Source organism: Sphingobacteriales bacterium (assembly GCA_016700115.1).
GTDB lineage: Bacteria > Bacteroidota > Bacteroidia > Chitinophagales > UBA2359 > UBA2359.
Map to the genome: position 1 here is coordinate 416,537 of CP064999.1, position 17,832 is coordinate 434,368.

The 17,832-nt window shown below is 40.5% G+C and carries 14 protein-coding genes; 7 read left to right on the forward strand and 7 right to left on the reverse strand.

The features are described 5' to 3' along the window. Positions 1-3 precede the first annotated feature (3 nt). The 3 genes from asnB (at position 4) to IPM47_01560 (ending at position 3,677) form a co-directional block, all read left to right on the forward strand. Positions 4-1,905 carry an asparagine synthase (glutamine-hydrolyzing) gene (gene asnB / locus IPM47_01550; GenBank protein QQS29664.1) on the forward strand — a complete coding sequence of 634 codons (1,902 nt, stop codon included), beginning with the start codon at positions 4-6 and terminating at the stop codon, positions 1,903-1,905. 281 nt (positions 1,906-2,186) lie between these two features. Next, positions 2,187-2,588 (forward strand): hypothetical protein, encoded by a 402-nt coding sequence (locus IPM47_01555; protein QQS29665.1) that lies wholly within the window; start codon positions 2,187-2,189, stop codon positions 2,586-2,588. A gap of 216 nt (positions 2,589-2,804) precedes the next feature. Further along, positions 2,805-3,677: a cadherin-like domain-containing protein gene (locus IPM47_01560; GenBank protein QQS29666.1), complete on the forward strand. Its 873-nt coding sequence runs from the start codon at positions 2,805-2,807 to the stop codon at positions 3,675-3,677. Positions 3,678-3,795: 118 nt separating this feature from the next. Here IPM47_01560 and IPM47_01565 read toward each other — a convergent pair whose 3' ends face one another. The 4 genes from IPM47_01565 to IPM47_01580 form a co-directional block, all read right to left on the reverse strand. Continuing rightward, positions 3,796-4,170, reverse strand: coding sequence for a DUF4296 domain-containing protein (locus IPM47_01565; GenBank protein ID QQS29667.1), 375 nt, complete (start codon positions 4,168-4,170; stop codon positions 3,796-3,798). A gap of 112 nt (positions 4,171-4,282) precedes the next feature. Next, on the reverse strand, positions 4,283-4,645 hold the full coding sequence (locus IPM47_01570; GenBank protein ID QQS29668.1) for a hypothetical protein: 363 nt from the start codon (positions 4,643-4,645) through the stop codon (positions 4,283-4,285). Between the two features lie 117 nt (positions 4,646-4,762). Further along, positions 4,763-5,824, reverse strand: a complete 1,062-nt coding sequence (locus tag IPM47_01575; protein ID QQS29669.1) for a hypothetical protein — start codon at positions 5,822-5,824, stop codon at positions 4,763-4,765. Between the two features lie 210 nt (positions 5,825-6,034). Next, the gene (locus IPM47_01580; GenBank protein ID QQS29670.1) at positions 6,035-7,891 is read right to left on the reverse strand and encodes a DUF4153 domain-containing protein; all 1,857 of its coding nucleotides are present in this window, start codon (positions 7,889-7,891) and stop codon (positions 6,035-6,037) included. A gap of 253 nt (positions 7,892-8,144) precedes the next feature. Between IPM47_01580 and gatA the strand changes: the two genes are divergently transcribed. The 4 genes from gatA to IPM47_01600 all read left to right on the forward strand — a co-directional run bounded on the left by gatA (position 8,145) and on the right by IPM47_01600 (position 12,648). After that, positions 8,145-9,578 carry an Asp-tRNA(Asn)/Glu-tRNA(Gln) amidotransferase subunit GatA gene (gene gatA, locus IPM47_01585; GenBank protein QQS29671.1) on the forward strand — a complete coding sequence of 478 codons (1,434 nt, stop codon included), beginning with the start codon at positions 8,145-8,147 and terminating at the stop codon, positions 9,576-9,578. A gap of 149 nt (positions 9,579-9,727) precedes the next feature. After that, positions 9,728-10,195, forward strand: coding sequence for a single-stranded DNA-binding protein (ssb, locus tag IPM47_01590; protein QQS29672.1), 468 nt, complete (start codon positions 9,728-9,730; stop codon positions 10,193-10,195). A 245-nt stretch (positions 10,196-10,440) separates the two neighbouring features. Further along, positions 10,441-11,859 (forward strand): gliding motility-associated protein GldE, encoded by a 1,419-nt coding sequence (gldE, locus tag IPM47_01595; GenBank protein QQS29673.1) that lies wholly within the window; start codon positions 10,441-10,443, stop codon positions 11,857-11,859. Between the two features lie 207 nt (positions 11,860-12,066). Further along, complete coding sequence (locus IPM47_01600) at positions 12,067-12,648, forward strand: hypothetical protein (GenBank protein ID QQS31362.1); 582 nt, start codon at positions 12,067-12,069, stop codon at positions 12,646-12,648. A gap of 294 nt (positions 12,649-12,942) precedes the next feature. Here the strand turns inward: IPM47_01600 and IPM47_01605 are convergent, their stop codons facing one another. The 3 genes from IPM47_01605 to IPM47_01615 all read right to left on the reverse strand — a co-directional run bounded on the left by IPM47_01605 (position 12,943) and on the right by IPM47_01615 (position 17,828). After that, positions 12,943-16,224 (reverse strand): CotH kinase family protein, encoded by a 3,282-nt coding sequence (locus tag IPM47_01605; protein QQS29674.1) that lies wholly within the window; start codon positions 16,222-16,224, stop codon positions 12,943-12,945. A gap of 96 nt (positions 16,225-16,320) precedes the next feature. Then, positions 16,321-17,127, reverse strand: coding sequence for a lamin tail domain-containing protein (locus tag IPM47_01610; protein ID QQS29675.1), 807 nt, complete (start codon positions 17,125-17,127; stop codon positions 16,321-16,323). Positions 17,128-17,411: 284 nt separating this feature from the next. Further along, the gene (locus tag IPM47_01615; GenBank protein QQS29676.1) at positions 17,412-17,828 is read right to left on the reverse strand and encodes a (deoxy)nucleoside triphosphate pyrophosphohydrolase; all 417 of its coding nucleotides are present in this window, start codon (positions 17,826-17,828) and stop codon (positions 17,412-17,414) included. Between the last annotated feature and the right edge of the window lie 4 nt (positions 17,829-17,832).

Consider the following 17,832-nt stretch of genomic DNA (forward strand, 5'->3'; position numbering starts at 1 on the left):
ATCATGTGCGGAATTGCAGGTATAGCAGCATTTACTTCCTCAGGTCAGGATTATATACCCTTAATCGAACAAGTTACCCAAACCCTGCGCCGCAGAGGCCCCGACAATCAATCGGTGTTTATCCATGACCAACTGGCGTTTGGACATACCCGCCTTTCTGTCATTGACACCGCCGAAACCGCACATCAACCCCAATTTGATCAAAGTGGCAACTATGCCATCATATTCAACGGTGAAATATTTAACTACCAATCTCTGAAAGCAGAATTAACTGCCGAAGGTGTGGAGTTTCGCACCCATAGTGATACTGAAGTTTTGCTCTATACCTATATCCGGTGGGGAATATCTGCTTTAAAAAAACTAAACGGTTTTTTTGCTTTTGCAATTTACCACCTCCCTTCCAAAACCCTGTTTCTGGCCCGAGACCGATTCGGCATAAAACCATTGTTATATTTTACCGATCATGACCGCTTCGTTTTTGCCTCAGAAATGAAAGCCCTGTTTGCCGCAAAAATTCCCCGGTCAATTGATACGGCCTCGCTTTATGCCTATTTACAACTAAACTATGTTCCTCAGCCTTTTTCAATATTCCAAAAAGTACAGCATTTGCCTCCGGGCGAATGTATGACTATCCAACTGCAAACTGCTCAAATCAGGCAGGAGGCCTATTACAAAATACCCTATCTTCTACCTGAAAACAGGCCTGCATTGCCTTATCCGGCAGCACAACAACAATTGATCGCATTGATGGATGATGCAGTACAATTGCGTTTGATTTCCGATGTGCCATTGGGAGCATTTTTGAGCGGAGGCATCGACTCGTCGGTCATAGTGGCTTTAGCATCGCGGCATACTAAACACCTTAATACTTTTTCAATCGGCTTTAAAGACGAACCCCTGTTTGACGAAACTAAGTATGCCCGGATGGTGGCAGATAAATACCAAACCAATCATACTGAGTTTCTGCTGTCCACCGATGACCTCTATCAGCATTTGTTCGAAACCCTCGATTATTTGGATGAGCCGTTTGCAGACCCCTCTGCTTTGGCAGTCAATATTTTGAGCAAACATACCCGTCAGAAGGTAACAGTATCCTTGTCAGGCGACGGTGCAGACGAGCTTTTTGCCGGCTATCACAAACATGCTGCAGAATTGCAGGCAAAACAATGGAGCCGGGCATCCGGAATTTCCCGCTTGCTTTTACCACTATTCAATAAATTGCCCCAATCCAGAAACACCTATTTGGGTAACTTTTTCAGACAAATCAACCGGTTCGCAAAGGGATTGGGGTTGTCTGAAGAACAACGATATTGGATTTGGGCTAGCATCTTAACGCCGGAGGCTGCCAGGTCTCTCTTGGCAAATTTGCCTGACGAACAAAGTTATCTTCAGCGCCGGACACAATGGTTAAATGCCATCATACAAAACACAGGGGCAGATTTTAACCGCATACTCCTGACCGATATGCAATTAGTTCTTCCCGGAGATATGCTGCGAAAAGTGGATAGTATGAGCATGGCTCATGGGTTGGAAGTCCGGACCCCTTTTCTGGATTACAGAGTAGTCAATTTTGCATTTTCTCTACCGGCCGAATACAAAATTATTCGAGGCACTAAAAAAAGAATAGTCCGTGACGCTTTCAGAACTATGCTTCCTGCCCAACTTTACAACCGCCCAAAGCAGGGTTTTGAGATCCCCTTACTTCGATGGTTGCGAACCGGATTATACTCATTACTTGCAGATGATTTGCTTCATCCTGATTTTTTACATCATCAAGGTATATTTAACCCACTATCAACCGGTAAATTACTGAAACAATTACAATCATCCAACCCGGCAGATTCCGCAAATACCGTTTGGGCGCTATTGGTTTTCCAATATTGGTGGAAAAGGTATATGGTGTAGGATGTATTGATTCATTGTACAATTTAGTAAACATCACTGTCTCACCTACTCCAAACCTTGATGCTTTTGATTATCACAAATTTGTCATTTTTTAAACTTGACTAATTCATCAAGTTATCCTTATTAAGCACAAAGCCATTGGTTTTCAATATACTATACAGTATTTATAAATAAAATGTAGTCATTTTTTTGTCAAAATTACCTCACATTTTTGTGTTTTGAAAAAATTGAATTGTTTTGGTATAGTTGTTGTCCTATTTTTGTCAAATAAACGGATAACTATGAAACCGCTATTAGTATTATTGGTTTTGTTAGCTTACTGTAGCACCACTCAGGCACAAAAACAAAACGAAGTTACCCTGCTTGCTTCGTATCGCAGCACTTATACCGATTTGCCCGCAAATAATTCAACTAACGGTATCGCCAAAATACATGATTTGAATTACCGCGTACTTCTGGGGGTGTTTACTCACCGTATTCCAATTGAAGCGGATTATTGGGAAGCAGTAAGAAGTGATCTAAGTGTTATCCAAAACGAAGACAATATCACTTATACGGTTGGTTGCTATAAGAGCTATACGGAGGCTGAAAGAAAATGTCTGGAGTTGATCAGAAAAGGTTATCAATATGCGACTGTTGCTGCTTTTTCAGCCGATAACCCGTTGAACAAAGTTCTGCCTTAAGATTTGAGATGTTTCCAAATATTGGTCGAATTCCAATTTATATAACTTAGACAGACACCTTTCAGAGTTAGATGGATAGTGATTGACAGAAAAAACCTACATTTACGAATTAAAACTGTTTCATCCACATTAATCCGTCCCTCAAGAGCTATGATTTGTAAAAACAAACTTCCCTATTTTCTTGTCATGATATTGATCGTTTATTCGATCTTAAACTTGACTCCTATCGTTGCTCAAACCGGTGCTTTACACCCCAAAGCAGTTGATGATACAATCTTAGTCAGCAAGAAAGATGCCCAACTGCACAATATTTTAGTCAATGACTACATTTCTTTCGACTACAAGCAGACCAAGATTACCATCTTAGAAGCCGCAAAAGCAAAACTCGAAGTGCGACACGACAAAGGTTTAGACAAAATCTGGTATGAACCTGATTATTCAGATCCCGAAAATGACAGGTTTGTCTATCAAATCTGTGACGAACAGAAACAATGCGATAAAGCCACGGTGATTGTGATAAAATGCCCTATTGGTAAACCGTCTTTCCCCCAAATGGTCGAAAAAATCGAAGCGAAAGGAACCGTTCAAACTTTTGAATATGAGGGTAATTTCATCAAACTTACTATTGAGCCTAATCATGGGACCCTCGAACTGACTGAAGACAAAAGCAAAGCCACTTATACCCCTGATAAAAATTTTACCGGTACCGTTATCTATGAAATTACAGTCTATAAAGATAACGGCATTTGCGGAATTCAGTACCAGGAAGCTATTCACATGAAGCTACATTTGATTCCCGACTCTAAAGACAACCAGCCCCCCAATGCCGTAGATGACAATGTTTCAGTCAAGGGTACTCAACCGGTTACTATCGAAATTTTAGAAAATGACTCTGACCCCGAAGATACTTTAGATCCTAAAATCAGCAAGGTTACCCTGCCTACTTATGGCAAAATCAAACGCACCACCAAAACGGTAACATATACTGCCAAAAATGGATTTTCCGGTACCGACAGTTTTACTTATACTGTTTGCGATTTTAACGGTGCATGTTCCACAGCTACTGTCTATATAAAGGTTACCAAATAGAAATTAACTACACCACTCCAAGTTTACAAAACAATAAAAGCCGCCCTGAAACAGGCGGCTTTTATTGTTTTACCAATCTCTGGTCTTTATTTCTGATGTATTTTACTGTATTTCAGATTCATTTTGGGGTTTCAACTTTAGTCTCCTCCTCCATTTTGCTCAAAATGGTTTGCATCTCTTCATACATTGCATCAAACTGTTCAATATCCTTGCTGTAGTAGTTAAAAGATTCGCTAAATTGATTTTCTGTAATTTGATGTTGCTTAAAAATGGTTTGGTAATACTCTTGTATTGTGGCAGTTTGTGTAGAATCTTTATCGCGTCTAATAGTTTGAATCATGGTCTCCGCCAAATGAATATCAACCAAAATGGCAATCATACTATCTCTATGAATTAAATCCGATTGCTTTATGGCCTCATCTTTGGCCTTACAAGAATTCAGAAAACATATATAACCCACCAGAAAAACTGAAATTACAATAAAATGCCTCATAAGTATTGAAATTCAGTTGTTCTCATTTTTCAAAAAATAACAAAATCAGATTTATATCTGACACTTACTCTAAGCCCAAAACACTTCGTTTCTCCTCGCCGGTTAAATTGGCTTAATCGAACTGTCCGGTTTCTTCTCCAAGCTTGTTTTGTTCGGAAAGTGTCCACTCATCAGTAGCAGTAGTTTGCAACCAAATTTTTCGAGAGCGTCTGAAAACCTGTACATTAAGCCCGTATAATTCTCTGAAATTGCTTTCCAATGTACTTACTTTCAAGTGACCATTGATGCTAAGATCCCCGGAATTTTTAACTGTTCTGACCTCAGCTACCGTTTTATTGGAATCAATGAGTGTTCTGTCTGAAGATACACCACCTTCTTCGTGTGGGGCTGCATAAAACTCTAACTTCAAAAAAGGAAATTTTTTGTGAAACTCAACTTGAATATCGCTGATTGTTCTGTCTTCGGTAATAAGCATATTTTGATTTTTTAATTATCGTCAATGTAATTAGCGCCTCAAATATCGGCACTAACCCGATGTAATACAATGATTTAAGTCAATTTGTTTAAGTTAAGAAATCGGCGGGCAAAAAGATTAAGTAGAAAAAGCATCTCTTATCAGCTTATTGAGTGTTAAAGCTATAGTAACTAAAACGCCTGCTGTAAATAATGCCAGAATTGCCGGTATCAAAGCACCATGCCTTTTTTCGGGAAGTGGATAAGTCGGAAAATCAATGATCTGAATAATAGGAGTACCAGCAACAAGGTTCATTTTGGCAATTTCACGGTTTTTAGCAGCTTCCATGTACATCACACTCAAGACTTCTGCTTCACTTTCGAGTCGTTGTTGTTGCATCAATACAGAGGCGGGTAATGTCCCGGCTCTTATGGCATTTCTGTGGCTGTCTATCCAATCAGCAAGTGCATTTTCCTTTCCGAGTAGCAACCGATATAGAGAGTCTACTCTTTTGTCAATCAGACGATATGCCTGTGATTCCTGCTCTATGGTTTTTCTGATATAATAATCGCTAAGCGTTTTTATCAGTTCGGCGGTAAATTCTTTGGAAAAAGGTTCCGATTTAGTGATACATTCTGCTTTCATAATTCCATTCTCACTGATAGAGGTGGAAAGGTAAAAGTCGAAAATTTCTTTGTAAATGTAACTTGCAACTTTGTTCTCTTTAAAATTGAAGTTGTTCAGATCTGTGGAAGTAAATGTAAAGTTGAATAGACTGGTATCTGTTAAAGTAAGTTCATCAAGCGTTTTGAATTGCTCGATATAATGGTTAAACAATAAATCGGTTTTGCCGTTTATTTCTATTTTTTTTAATAGCGTGGTGTAAACGATGTTTTTGGAAGACACTAATTCCAGTATTTTTTCTGATTTTACTTCCCCTCTCGAACCGGTATTGATGCCCAACTGCCCCGCCAGTTGCAGAATGCCGGAAAACCGGGTAGGTGCATCATCTGTTGTCATAAAAGTGATAGTAGCAGTATAGGTTTTAGCTTTTCTCTTGGCATTAATATAAGCATATCCTACAAACAAACTTCCAATAATAAGATATACATACCATTTGCGTAAGTACTCCAAAAAATAGTCTTTGAGTACAAGAATGGTGTTTTTTAACGTGGCATCAGTTTGAAACTCTGAAGTCATAATGGGCATACAATAGTGGAAAAGCAATAGATGGTCGTAAACTGAAATAATATCAGAAAATTGCCTTCCAAAACGTTTTTTGTTTATTCATTAAAAATGAGAGGCAAAGATACAAGAATTGAACATAAAAAGGCATCATTATAAAATGCCGTCTAACAGTATCAAAACGGCATAATCTGACAAAAAGTTAACGATACCGGGATAAATAAGTTAAGGGAAATCAATTAAAACAGAACCCGAAAAATAGGTAGTCAGCATTTTGCCCTCGGGCGATTTGTTGGCACTTAGGTTAGTTAGGAGCATCTGTAACTTTACCTTTTGTGGAGTAGTACTTTGAAAAATCAACTCATTTTGTGCAAGCGTTGGCGGATACTGACCATGTTTGTTGGCCATTTCTAACGCCATACTGTCAATATTCGCCTGCCACAGAACATCAGCACCTTCCTGCAGATAAATATTTCCGCTTTGCGGGTTTTGAGAGATAGAATATTTTTTTTGCTGAAAGGTAAACTCTTTGACGGTTACTTTCTGATTGTTATCAATATTGCGGTTATACATATCTACCATAATATTGCTCAGCAACATATCGTATCCAGTAACTAAAACAGCTTCGGGGTCCTGAACATAAAAAGAGTAGTTTTCTACGTAGTCGGGAATATAATTCAGGGTATCTAACCCTAACCACTTAAAAGCAAGTGTTGGTGGATGAATGGTGTGGAGAGAGTCGTTTATCATCAGGGCTTTGATGTCTTCATTGAAAAAAGGCTGTATCGCTGAAACACCATGAACCCTGTTCAGGTAATCAAAACAAGAGGAAAGGGTTTCGGCATCTTCTTTAGATGGTGCTTTGGTAAATTTGCCGGCTTTGCCTTGTTCATTCAATACCCCATTTGCCTGTAATACATTCCAAATTCGCTGTTGCTGACTATATTTGGAAACTCCCGATGCTCCCCATGGACCAAAAGCACTGAACAAACCCAGCAAACAAAGGCTGAGTGGGAGCATTTTAATATTCTTTTTGGTCGAAAAAATAAAATATATTGTTGTTCCGGTCAACCACACCGCTAACAACAACAGCAAGTATCTTGGTTCTGTAATGCCATAATCAACGACCCGTCTCAGTGCCGCCACATACAACAGCACCAACAACGGAACTAATGCGAGGTAAAACCATTTTGAAAAAGTGTTGATCCATGAGTTTTCTTCCCGGTCTTTAATCGGGTGTACGAGCAGCAGGGCAAATATTCCCAATGTTGAATAACCCATTATAAGGTATGAGACCCATCCTTTTGGAAGGCTGGCCTCCACGACAATTTTTGCTGCATAACTGTATAAAATTATCAGGTAGAGAGTAACTAACGGGATAAGCACATATTGGGTAAATATTTTCAGGCCTTTGGGGTAAGGTTCTTCGGTATTATCTTTATTTGCCTGATCCGGTACACCGGAAAGGAAAAAAAAGGTGTTGAAAATTCCGGCTATAAAGACAAATATCTGAACATATAACTTGGAATTGACGTGAACATTAAACAAGTTTTCGATGGAAACCAGAGCAATTGTCAGCCCGAGAAATAATACCAGGCTATACAAAGCGGCTGTCAGGATATTGATAAAGAGAATTTGGTTATAGGTCCAAAAAGAAGATTGAACCCCGGTAGGTTTAAAAGGTGCAACTGATACAGCAAAGTGTGCAGCTAAACTCAACAAAGCATATTGAATGATATAGTATTCAGGGGCATAATCCCAAATTGAAGGCAGGAAAAAGAAATAGGCTGAAAGACAAGCCAGTCCAATTAATTGGGCTATTATTCCCGCACTTGCATTCGGTTGTTCGTCTGTTGAACGTCCAAATTGTTCGCCGCGCAAGGCAAAAGCCAGCAATAAGGGAATGCCTAAAGCACAAGTGATGATTAAATTGAGCAAACGGTGTTGCTCTAAACGCAAATCATGTTCAATACTGTAAATTAAAACTAAAGTTCCCGTTACGGTTACTAAAGACAATATCGGAAAACGCAACAAAACACTGCTGAGTTGTGTGAAAACATGAGAAAGAGAAGGAAGACGCATGGTTGGATATTTTAAGCATCAAACCTACCTTTTTTCTTTATACAGAGATAATTTGCCAAAGAAAAAATTGATTTTCAATATTGCAATTAACGACAATTCTATTTACTCAATTTTAATACTGAACCGGAAACCTCTATTATTACTTTGATTTTTACGGTAAAATGCTAAATAGATTTGCTGTAATGGGTTGAAATCGGGTTTTAGGTTTCGGCACAAAAACAGCTATCTTTGCCCAAAAATATCTGATAACGAAGTGAAATATAGCAATTACCAAGATTATTCCCAACAAATAGAACGAGGAGAAACTACCTGTGAAAAGACCGTTCAATACTACCTGACCCAAATTGAACAAAAAAAGCATCTCAATGCCTTTTTAGAAGTTTTTTCGACTGAAGCCTTGCAAAAAGCCAGAGAATTGGACTTAAATCGAGCAAAAGGCTTGCCAACAGGAAGGTTACATGGGTTGGTAATTGGATTAAAAGATGTATTTTGTTATAAAGGGCATCCGGTATCTGCTGCTTCCAGAATTTTAGAAGGATTTGTGTCCCTATATTCTGCAACTGTTGTTGATCGGTTATTGCAGGAAGAAGCCATCATTATTGGCAGATTAAATTGTGATGAGTTTGCGATGGGTTCCACTAACGAAAATTCAGCCTATGGTGCTGTGTTAAACGCAGCCGACCCAACTAAAGTGCCGGGAGGTTCATCGGGAGGTTCTGCTGTGGCAGTGCAAGCGGGATTGTGTATGGCGGCTTTAGGCAGCGATACGGGCGGCTCAGTCAGACAGCCCGCTTCATTTTGCAATGTTGTAGGAATGAAACCCACCTACGGTAGAATTTCAAGACATGGTTTAATTGCCTATGCATCTTCGTTCGACCAAATCGGTACACTTACGACCAATATATCAGATGCAGCCCTGATTTTGGAAATCATATCAGGCAAAGATCAGTTTGACCCGACTGCTTCTTTAAAACCTGTACCCACTTTCAGCAGGCTTTTAGAAAACTCTCCGCCTGCCCGGATAGCTTATTTTGAAGAAACACTTACACATCCGGGAATTGACCCTGAAGTAAAGCAGCAAACAGAAGCTCAATTGCAAATGCTTACCCGGCAAGGGCATACAGTTAATCGCGTCAACTTTCCCTATTTAGAATATGTGGTTCCTACATATTACATCTTAACCACCGCCGAAGCCTCCTCGAACTTGTCGCGCTATGACGGGGTGCGATATGGCTACCGAAGCCCTGAGGCAACTACGTTGGAGGAAGTTTATGTCAAAAGCAGGTCAACAGCTTTTGGCAAGGAAGTAAAACGGCGTATAATATTAGGAACTTATGTCCTCAGTTCGGGCTATTTTGATGCATATTATACCAAAGCTCAACGTGTGCGCAGACTATTGCAAAACTCAGTCAACAAAGTTTTTGAACAGCATGATTTTTTAGTGATGCCGACTACTCCAACTACGGCCTTTAATTTGGGTGAAAAATCCTATCAAGACCCAGTTTCTATGTATTTGAGCGATATTTATACTGTGTTAGCCAACCTTGCAGGTGTGCCGGCTATCTCTATTCCCCTCTTTACACACTCCAATGGGCTGCCATTCGGGTTGCAAATTATGTCGCCTAATTTTAGTGAGTCATCATTGTTGTCTTTTGCTCAAAGTCAAATGTTTGATACGACCGGCTAAAGTCTTCAAACTGAGAGACAGGCAACCCATTTTCAAAAAAATTAACTGTTGTCCAAATTATTTAGCACTGGAAAGATGATATATCAATTTTCTCCTTATTTTTGTCTAAATTCTTGTTTTTTAATCTTCTAACTTCTAAACACATAACCATGAGTCTGAATAAAGTAATGTTGATCGGAAATTTGGGTAAAGACCCTGAAGTAAATACCTTTGAAAGCGGTGTAAAAAAAGTATCCTTTAGTTTAGCCACTTCTGAAAAATATAAAAACAAAGAAGGACAGGTTGTCGAAGCGACTGAATGGCACAATATTGTTTGTTGGAACAAGTTGGCAGAAATTGCAGAAACCTATCTTCATAAAGGGAAACAAGTATTTATTGAAGGTAAAATTAAAACCCGTTCCTGGGAAGAGGATGGAAAGAAGCGCTATATAACCGAAATTGAAGCCACCAATTTCCAAATGTTGGGAAGTGCCGGCGAAGGAGGTTATTCCAGTAAAGCAAGTGGAACAGGCAGCAGTGGTTATAGCAATAGCGGAGGTTACGAAAATGATAAAACGACAGAGAAAACAAAGATTGACCCACCTAAAACAGATGAAAATGACGACCTCCCATTCTAATCTAAATTCACCGGAATTCAATTAGAAGGCAGGCGTTTAACCTTGATTTACATAGCTGATGAGCCGCTTTTAGGTATAAATTCATATATTTATACCCCATCTTAATCTACTATCGCAGCAAAGCACATATTTCCGAAAGACAAATCACCTAACACGATTATTTTTATACTAACTTTGCACTTGCTATCCAAACGGCACAATACTTTTTTTGCAAGTATTGCATGGTTTAACTAAAAAATAGAATTTTGGACAGTAGTAGTGCTGATAGTGCCCCTCCTCTCATATGGCTGCTTAATCAATTTGCAGCAGATGTAGTGCATAACATTTGGTTATTCCTGGTTACTTTTCCCGTACTCAATTCAGATATTAACTTCCTGGCAATCGCTTTTGCACTGAGCGTTGTCATAGGCTTAATTTTTCTTTCCGGCATCATGTCCGGTTCTGAAATTGCTTTTTTCTCATTGACTGAAAAACAGTTGAATTTTTTACGTAAACAGGAAACCCCTGCCGGCAAAAGAATTTTACACCTGATTCATTACCCTAATTATCTGTTGGCAACAATCCTGATTGCCAATAATTTAGTCAATATTTCCATTGTACTGATATCAAACTATATCATCGGAACTGTTTTTTATATTCCCGAAGACCAACGCCTCGTCGGGTTTATCGTGAATACGGTATTGGTAACCTTTGTTTTGGTTTTATTGGGCGAACTGACACCCAAAATCTACGCTAATTTTAACAATCTCAGGTTGGCAATTTTCACATCTCTCCCACTTTCAATTGCCTATTATCTGCTTCACCCTTTTAGCCGATTGTTAGCCTTCTCTACCGAAGCGCTCGAAAAACGCGCAGAACATTTGCGAAAAAATTTTATAGGTCAGGAAGAAATCCATCAGGCTATAGATATTGTTGCTCAAGCCGGTAACGAAGGGGAACCCGAGCTGAAGGATATGGATATGTTGAAACGCATTGTAGCTCTCAGAAATACAATGGTAAAGCAAATTAAACGCCCGAGGGTTGATGTGTTTGCCATTGATCAGGCTACCCCTTTTACTCAGGTAAGGGAGTTGACTATCCGTGAAGGATATTCAAGGATTCCTGTATATGCGGATGATATGGACCATATCACCGGCATTTTGTATGCTAAAGATCTGCTCGAATATCTTGAAGAAGATGATGATTTTGACTGGAAAACCTTGTTAAAAGAACCCTTTTTTGTTCCCGAAAACAAGCGCATTTATGAACTACTGAAGGAAATGCAGTTGGAACATACCCATTTGGCTATTGTAGTTGACGAATATGGCGGCACTTCGGGATTAATTACTTTGGAAGATATTCTCGAAGAAATAGTAGGAGATATCAAGGACGAATTTGATCAGGATGAAGAAGAAATTGATATTGAGTTTATCCCTCCAAACTCTTACCGTGTTGACGGACATATTTTACTGCTTGATTTGTGCAAAGCATTGAAATTGGACCGGGATACCTTTACTGAGGTGAAGGGCGAGGCAAATTCTTTGGCCGGTATGTTGTTCGAAATTTCAGGGAAATTTTTAAAAAAGGACGACACTCTGTCTTACCGCAACTTTAAATTTACCGTATTAGAAATAGATGATACCAATATTGAAAAAGTACAAATAGATTTTGTTAAGCAAGATTAGTGCACTGTTGCCAACACCACGTTTTTCTTATTGATATCAGGATATTTTTTTCTTTGGTCTTACCTTTAAGAAAGGTTTAAAGGTGTTTTTATGCCTGAATCCAATAGAACCCGTTATTTATCCGTTGTAAAACAATAAAATATTTGCCGCCATTCATTAATAGCCATGAAAACTCCTTTTTCTGTTTGCCGACCCTATTTTTTATTCATAATATGCCTTGCCTTAGGTTCTTTGTGGTTTACCGCCTGTTCCGAAGATTATGTGCCTAAACCCAAAGCTTATCCCCGCATCATTTTCCCAAACCACAGCTATACAAAGTTTGAAATTCCGGATTGTCCGTTTACTTTTGAGTATCCGGTTTATGGCAACATCCAAAAAGACAGTGTCCGCCTGCTTCAGGAAGACGAGTCTCCCTGTTGGATGAACATTTATTTTAGCGATTTTAAAGCTGAATTATACTTGTCATACAGAGAAATTGACAGCAAAAAAACCTCATTGCCCAAACTCATTAACGATGCCTATACGATGAATGCCAAGCACGTTGTCAAAGCTGATTTTATTGAAGACAGTTTGTTTATCACTCCAAAAAATGTTTCCGGTGTGTTTTATAATGTAGGGGGAGATGCGGCTTCATCTATGCAGTTTTTTGTAACAGACAGCATCCGGCATTTTCTTTGGGCCTCTTTTTATGTAAAAGCAACTCCCAATCAGGATTCTATCGCACCGGTTACTGCCTTTTTTAACCAAGACTTGCAACATCTCATCAATTCCTTTGAATGGAAGCAGTAACACCCTGATTTTAGAGCTTACAGGCGTATATTATGCGCCAAGTCCTGCTGCATGTAGTTTACGAAAGATTTCATAACGAACCGGAAGCTAATTGCACTTCACTATCTAAAAGAGCCCACCCCTAACCTGACACCCCTCTGCCCCCCAAATGGGGAAAGGAGGAGAATTAATAGACGATTGCCATTCATTGATGATTCAAAATTAAACCATAGTTGGTATAAATTAATTGCCACAAAAAAAGGGCGGTTGTACTTTGGATACAGCCGCCCTTTTGTCTTTCTTAAAGATAAACTCCTATCTGATAAGTGTTACATTGCCTTTGTAAGATTTTGGAGTGAGACTGTCATCCTGTCCTTTCAAGTCGTACTGAATCCACCAAACATAAGTTCCCATTGGCATTGAAGTGCCTTTGTTCCATCCATTCCAGCCTTGTACCGGGTCGGAGATTTCGAATACTACATTGCCCCAACGGTCGTAAACCAGCATATTAAAATTGCTGATTTGACAGACAGGGTTCAAGCGCATGATAAACTCATCATTCACCCCGTCGTTATTGGGGCTGAAAGCGTTTGGTACGGCAGGCTCACAGTTTACTACAGGAGGCGGTGGCGGTGGGGGCACAACAATTTCACTAAAGTTGACGGCAATGGAATAATCACCCATAGCTGTTACCGTCAGGTCTAAAGTTGTTACGGGGCTTCCATTGACAGTCCAGTTGCTGAACTCAAAGCCTTGTGAAGCCAGAGCAGCCAAATCTATGATTTGTCCATAGCCAACTGTGATAATATAAGGCCAACTGCTTACAGGTACCCCGTCAATAGTGATGCTGCCTGCATCGGGGTTATTGTTGGTAATGGTTATCTCGAACACGATTGGAATAAAATAGGCAGTAAAAGTTTCGTTTCCGGTAACAGTTACTGTTTGGGTAACTTGTTGAGGATCGGTCAGTGGAATAGTGCCGCTTGTTTCCCAATGGCTGAAGGTAAACCCTTCGAGCGGAGAGGCAGATAGCGTAATGATTGTTCCTTCGTCGAACGTGTCAGTATAGGGCAGCGGGTTGATAGTTGTGCCGTTCAGATCTACGTTGCCTCCATTGGCAGGGTCAGCCGCTACGGTAACGGAATAGGTGGGTATGACAACCTCAAAATAGGCTGTAATAGTATCATTGCTCAATACAGTAAAACTGACATCGGCTGTATTGAGGTCGGGTAGTATTGTGCTGCTATTGGCACCCCAGTTACTGAACTGAAATCCGGCAGCGGCTAATGCAGATAAATCCAAGACTGTTCCTTCTTCCAAAAAGAGATTGACGGGATATGATGGGAATGTAAAACCCCCGGTGCTGATGCTACCCGTCAGTGGAGGCTCTACAACTAAAGTGATGTTATAGGTAGGAGTAGGAACAAAGAAATGGGCAGTGATTGTATCGTTTGCAGTCAGGTTTAACCAGATATTAGGATCATTGATGTCCGGGAAAATGATGTTGTTGTTGATTTCCCAATAAGCAAACTCATAGCCAGTGTTGGGATTGGCCTGCAAATCTATCTGTACATCGCCGAAGAAGCTGCCTACCCAAGGAAAGTCGGTCAGGGTCATTAAATTAAGATTAACCGTACCGGCATTGGCAGGTTCGACCATGACTGTAATTTCAAACGGCCCAACCACATCATAACAATCCACGATTCCCTGGTCAATTTCGGCACAACGGGAGAGGATGAAGTCCCTCAAGTCATCCACATTGTTTTGCCATCCGGTCATGGTTCCACCCCAACGGGCAATTTGACGGGGCATTTCAGGTTCAATTCTTGCAAGTAGCTCGTCCAACAGATCGAGCATAAAATCGCAGGAAAAATAGGTATTGTTCAGTTCGGCGTACCTGTTTATGTAAAGTGCAAAAAAATCGGGGTTTTCCATCAGGCGCATGACCATATCGGTATGTTGTTCAGGGTCGCTGACCTGTGGGACTTCATAATCACAGGGGGGAGCGTCCGGCCCTGTGTTGGGCATACCCGTATAGTTGATATAATGACCAAAAGAGGCATCCATATCCCAAAGTGCATACCTCCATTTCACTCCTTCGTCCTTTCGTCCTCGCCACCAGGCAGTATTCCAAACCAACCAGTCTGCGCAAACAACGTGGACATTGATCAGCATGTAATCTATAAGGCTTAGAACGTTGAGCCTGTCGGTTACATAAGTATAGTTTGCGGGAACCGACATGTCGTTGGTCATGATGTAATCGTGCAATAAGTACCAATCATCCCAGCTTCCGTATTCTTCCCAGGTTGCTCCCCATGTTTTAATAAAATCTATCCATTCTTTGCCCTGGTCATAGTAATAACTCGTAAAGTCGTTATCGTCCACTTTTTCTCTGATTTCATAAACGCCCCAGTATTCTCCATTCAGATAAAGCACACAAGGTTCATAGGAGCGCTCGTCCAGGTCAAGGTTAGCCCTTTGTGAAAGTTCATGTACATAGGCATCGCGGATATGTGCGCCTCCGTTAGAGGCGGGATAGTTATCATTGGCTGCCGGTTTGAGAATAAGGCGTTGAAACTGGTCGCGGGGAGAAATTGCGAAGATTTGACCGCTGATTTCGTCATCATATCCCAATTGGTCGCGGGTGATATAGTCAAACCCCCTTTGGTCATAGGCCCAGGAGTCATTACCGTGTTTGTTAAACTGACCTTCTGCCTCGTCAATCAATTGTCCGGAAGCATTAAACAGCTCAAAAGAGCCAATAGGTTCTGCTCCCCAACTTCCATCGAGCAGTGTTGCTACTTCGGCTCCGGCAATTGACAATATGGGGATGGTGTGGTTTTCATCAATCAGATAAGTATTTGTTTCATACAGGCTCGACAAAATATCGGGGTCGGAACTGATGGCGATGGCTCTGATTACCGTTGTAGATGAAACCGAAATTGGTCCGGAATATAAGGTAGATGCTGCCGTGGGCACTGAGCCATTGGTTGTGTAATAAATGGCATCTGCCGGGTTGATGGAAGAAATTGTAACAGAAACTGTGGACGCATAAGCCCCTGATGAGGGGGATATGTCGGGAGTTGGGGCATACCCTTTCTTAGAATTGTTGTTGGCTGCATTTGGCGTTGGGGCAGTAAATACCCCCCAGGTAGAGGCTCCGTTGGTGATGCGGCCGGTAGAATGTCCTTGTTTGTTGGGAGTCAGGATTTGGTAAAAATCAATGATAGTTCCTGATGGGTCTGCCAGAACGATGGTTTCGTCAACTGCAGTTTGAGTAATATTGAAATTGGTATGCAGGGTTGGACCGACCGTGATGTCGCGTTTAGAGGCAAAAACCACCAAATACCCATTGGCTGCAATATTAACCGACGGAAGTTGCCATTTGGTAGGGTTGTCAAATTTGTCGCTCAGGTAGTACCCATCGAGATTGACCATGGAAGCGCCTGCATTATACAGCTCTATCCAGTCTTCGTATTCGCCAAAGTTGTCGGTATAACTACTGAGATTTGCAGCCGAAAATTCGTTAATAACCACTTGAGCTTTTAACGGAATTATGGCAGCTAAAACCAAGAAGAAGTATAAAAAATGTTTCATAAAAATTAGGATGTAAATCTTAGTTGCAAATTTGTGGCTGAAATATTAGTTGAGATTATTGAAGAAATATAACTTACTGACGCACTTATTATGCGATTACCGCGATATCATCAGGGGCTGAGCGGTAATGTGTTGTCCGGATTTGAGTTCTACGGCATACCAACCATTCGGCAGGTTTCCTAATGGCAACATGACCTGAGTTTGAGTGCCGGAGGGGTTGGTATAGCCCAGGTTAATTTGTCTGACCACTTGCCCCAGGGCATTGCACAATCTCAGATGAACAGGTTCTGCGACATTCGATACATTTAAATCCATCATCACAACATCTGATGAAACAGGGTTAGGATACAGGGTAACGGATAAATCTGCCGGCTTTTGGGGATCTATTGCCGTACTTATTCCTGCAGAATTTGCTGCATTAAAAGTTGGTATCATGCTGGTATAGGGTCCGAGGCCGTTCGGATAGCGACCAAAACTGATGTCGGTTTGTTGTGGTGGAAAAGTGGTGCCATCCACTACTTCTAACAGGGGATTGACCAAAAAGGCGGCTTCGCTTGCAGCACTTAATTTAAAAGTTGTGTGTAGCGGTCCTTGTTCGGGACTTCCATCACACCAGATAATCAGATAACTTTGGCCACTGATGCTGACGTTAGGAAATGCCCATTTATCAAGATTGGTTTCACTGTCGGTAAAAAAGTATCCGTTTAAAGAAACCGAAAAAGAGGCATTGTTGTACAATTCCACCCAATCGTTAAACTGTCCTAATTCATCCGTACCATAAGAGGAATTAGAAGCCAAAATTTCATTTACCACTACCTGACTATTTATTTTTGACAGGGGCAATCCGGTCAAAATTAAAAACAAACAGATAATATGTAAATAAGCGGGTAAATAGAATTTCATGAAAATAATCTATTAAACGATGATGAACAAATAAATAGTAAAAGTACGAAGAATTTTACAATTATTACTAAACGATGTTTGCAGCCATATTGAAACTCACAAATATCCGTATCTGTTCAGCATCTTGTTAAGAAAAAAGAGTTTTTTGAATTTATAGTCTTTTATCCGATAATTTTTAACCCCTCAGAACGAATTTGAGAACTATGTTTTGTGAGTTTCCAAGCAACGGGATAACAATTGTGTATTTATCGCTTTTAGAATATATACCGTATTATAGAGCAATATTATTCTGCAAATTGATTTACTGAGGGTAGTTCAGACAACTGAAGGGCGATGTCAATATCGGCCGGTGAAAGAGGATACTGAAGCAGTTGGCTTAGAGAAACCCAAGCTATCGCGGCATGAGAATTTAACCGGAACTCACCAACCCAATTTGTAATAAAATAGGCTTCGAGTCGGATATAAATATGCTCGTAGCGATATTCGGAGGCAGCAAAAAAACGGCCGGTTTTGGCAATAATTCCAAACTCTTCTTCTAATTCCCTTTCCAAACAGGTTTGAGGGGTTTCGCCCGGTTCTGTTTTACCTCCGGGAAACTCCCAAAATCCGGCCATCTTGTCGCCGGGCAAACGCTGGGCGAGCAGAATTTTACCCTCTTTTACAAGAATGGCTGCCGTAACGGGTACGGGTTTTTCTTGCATGGTT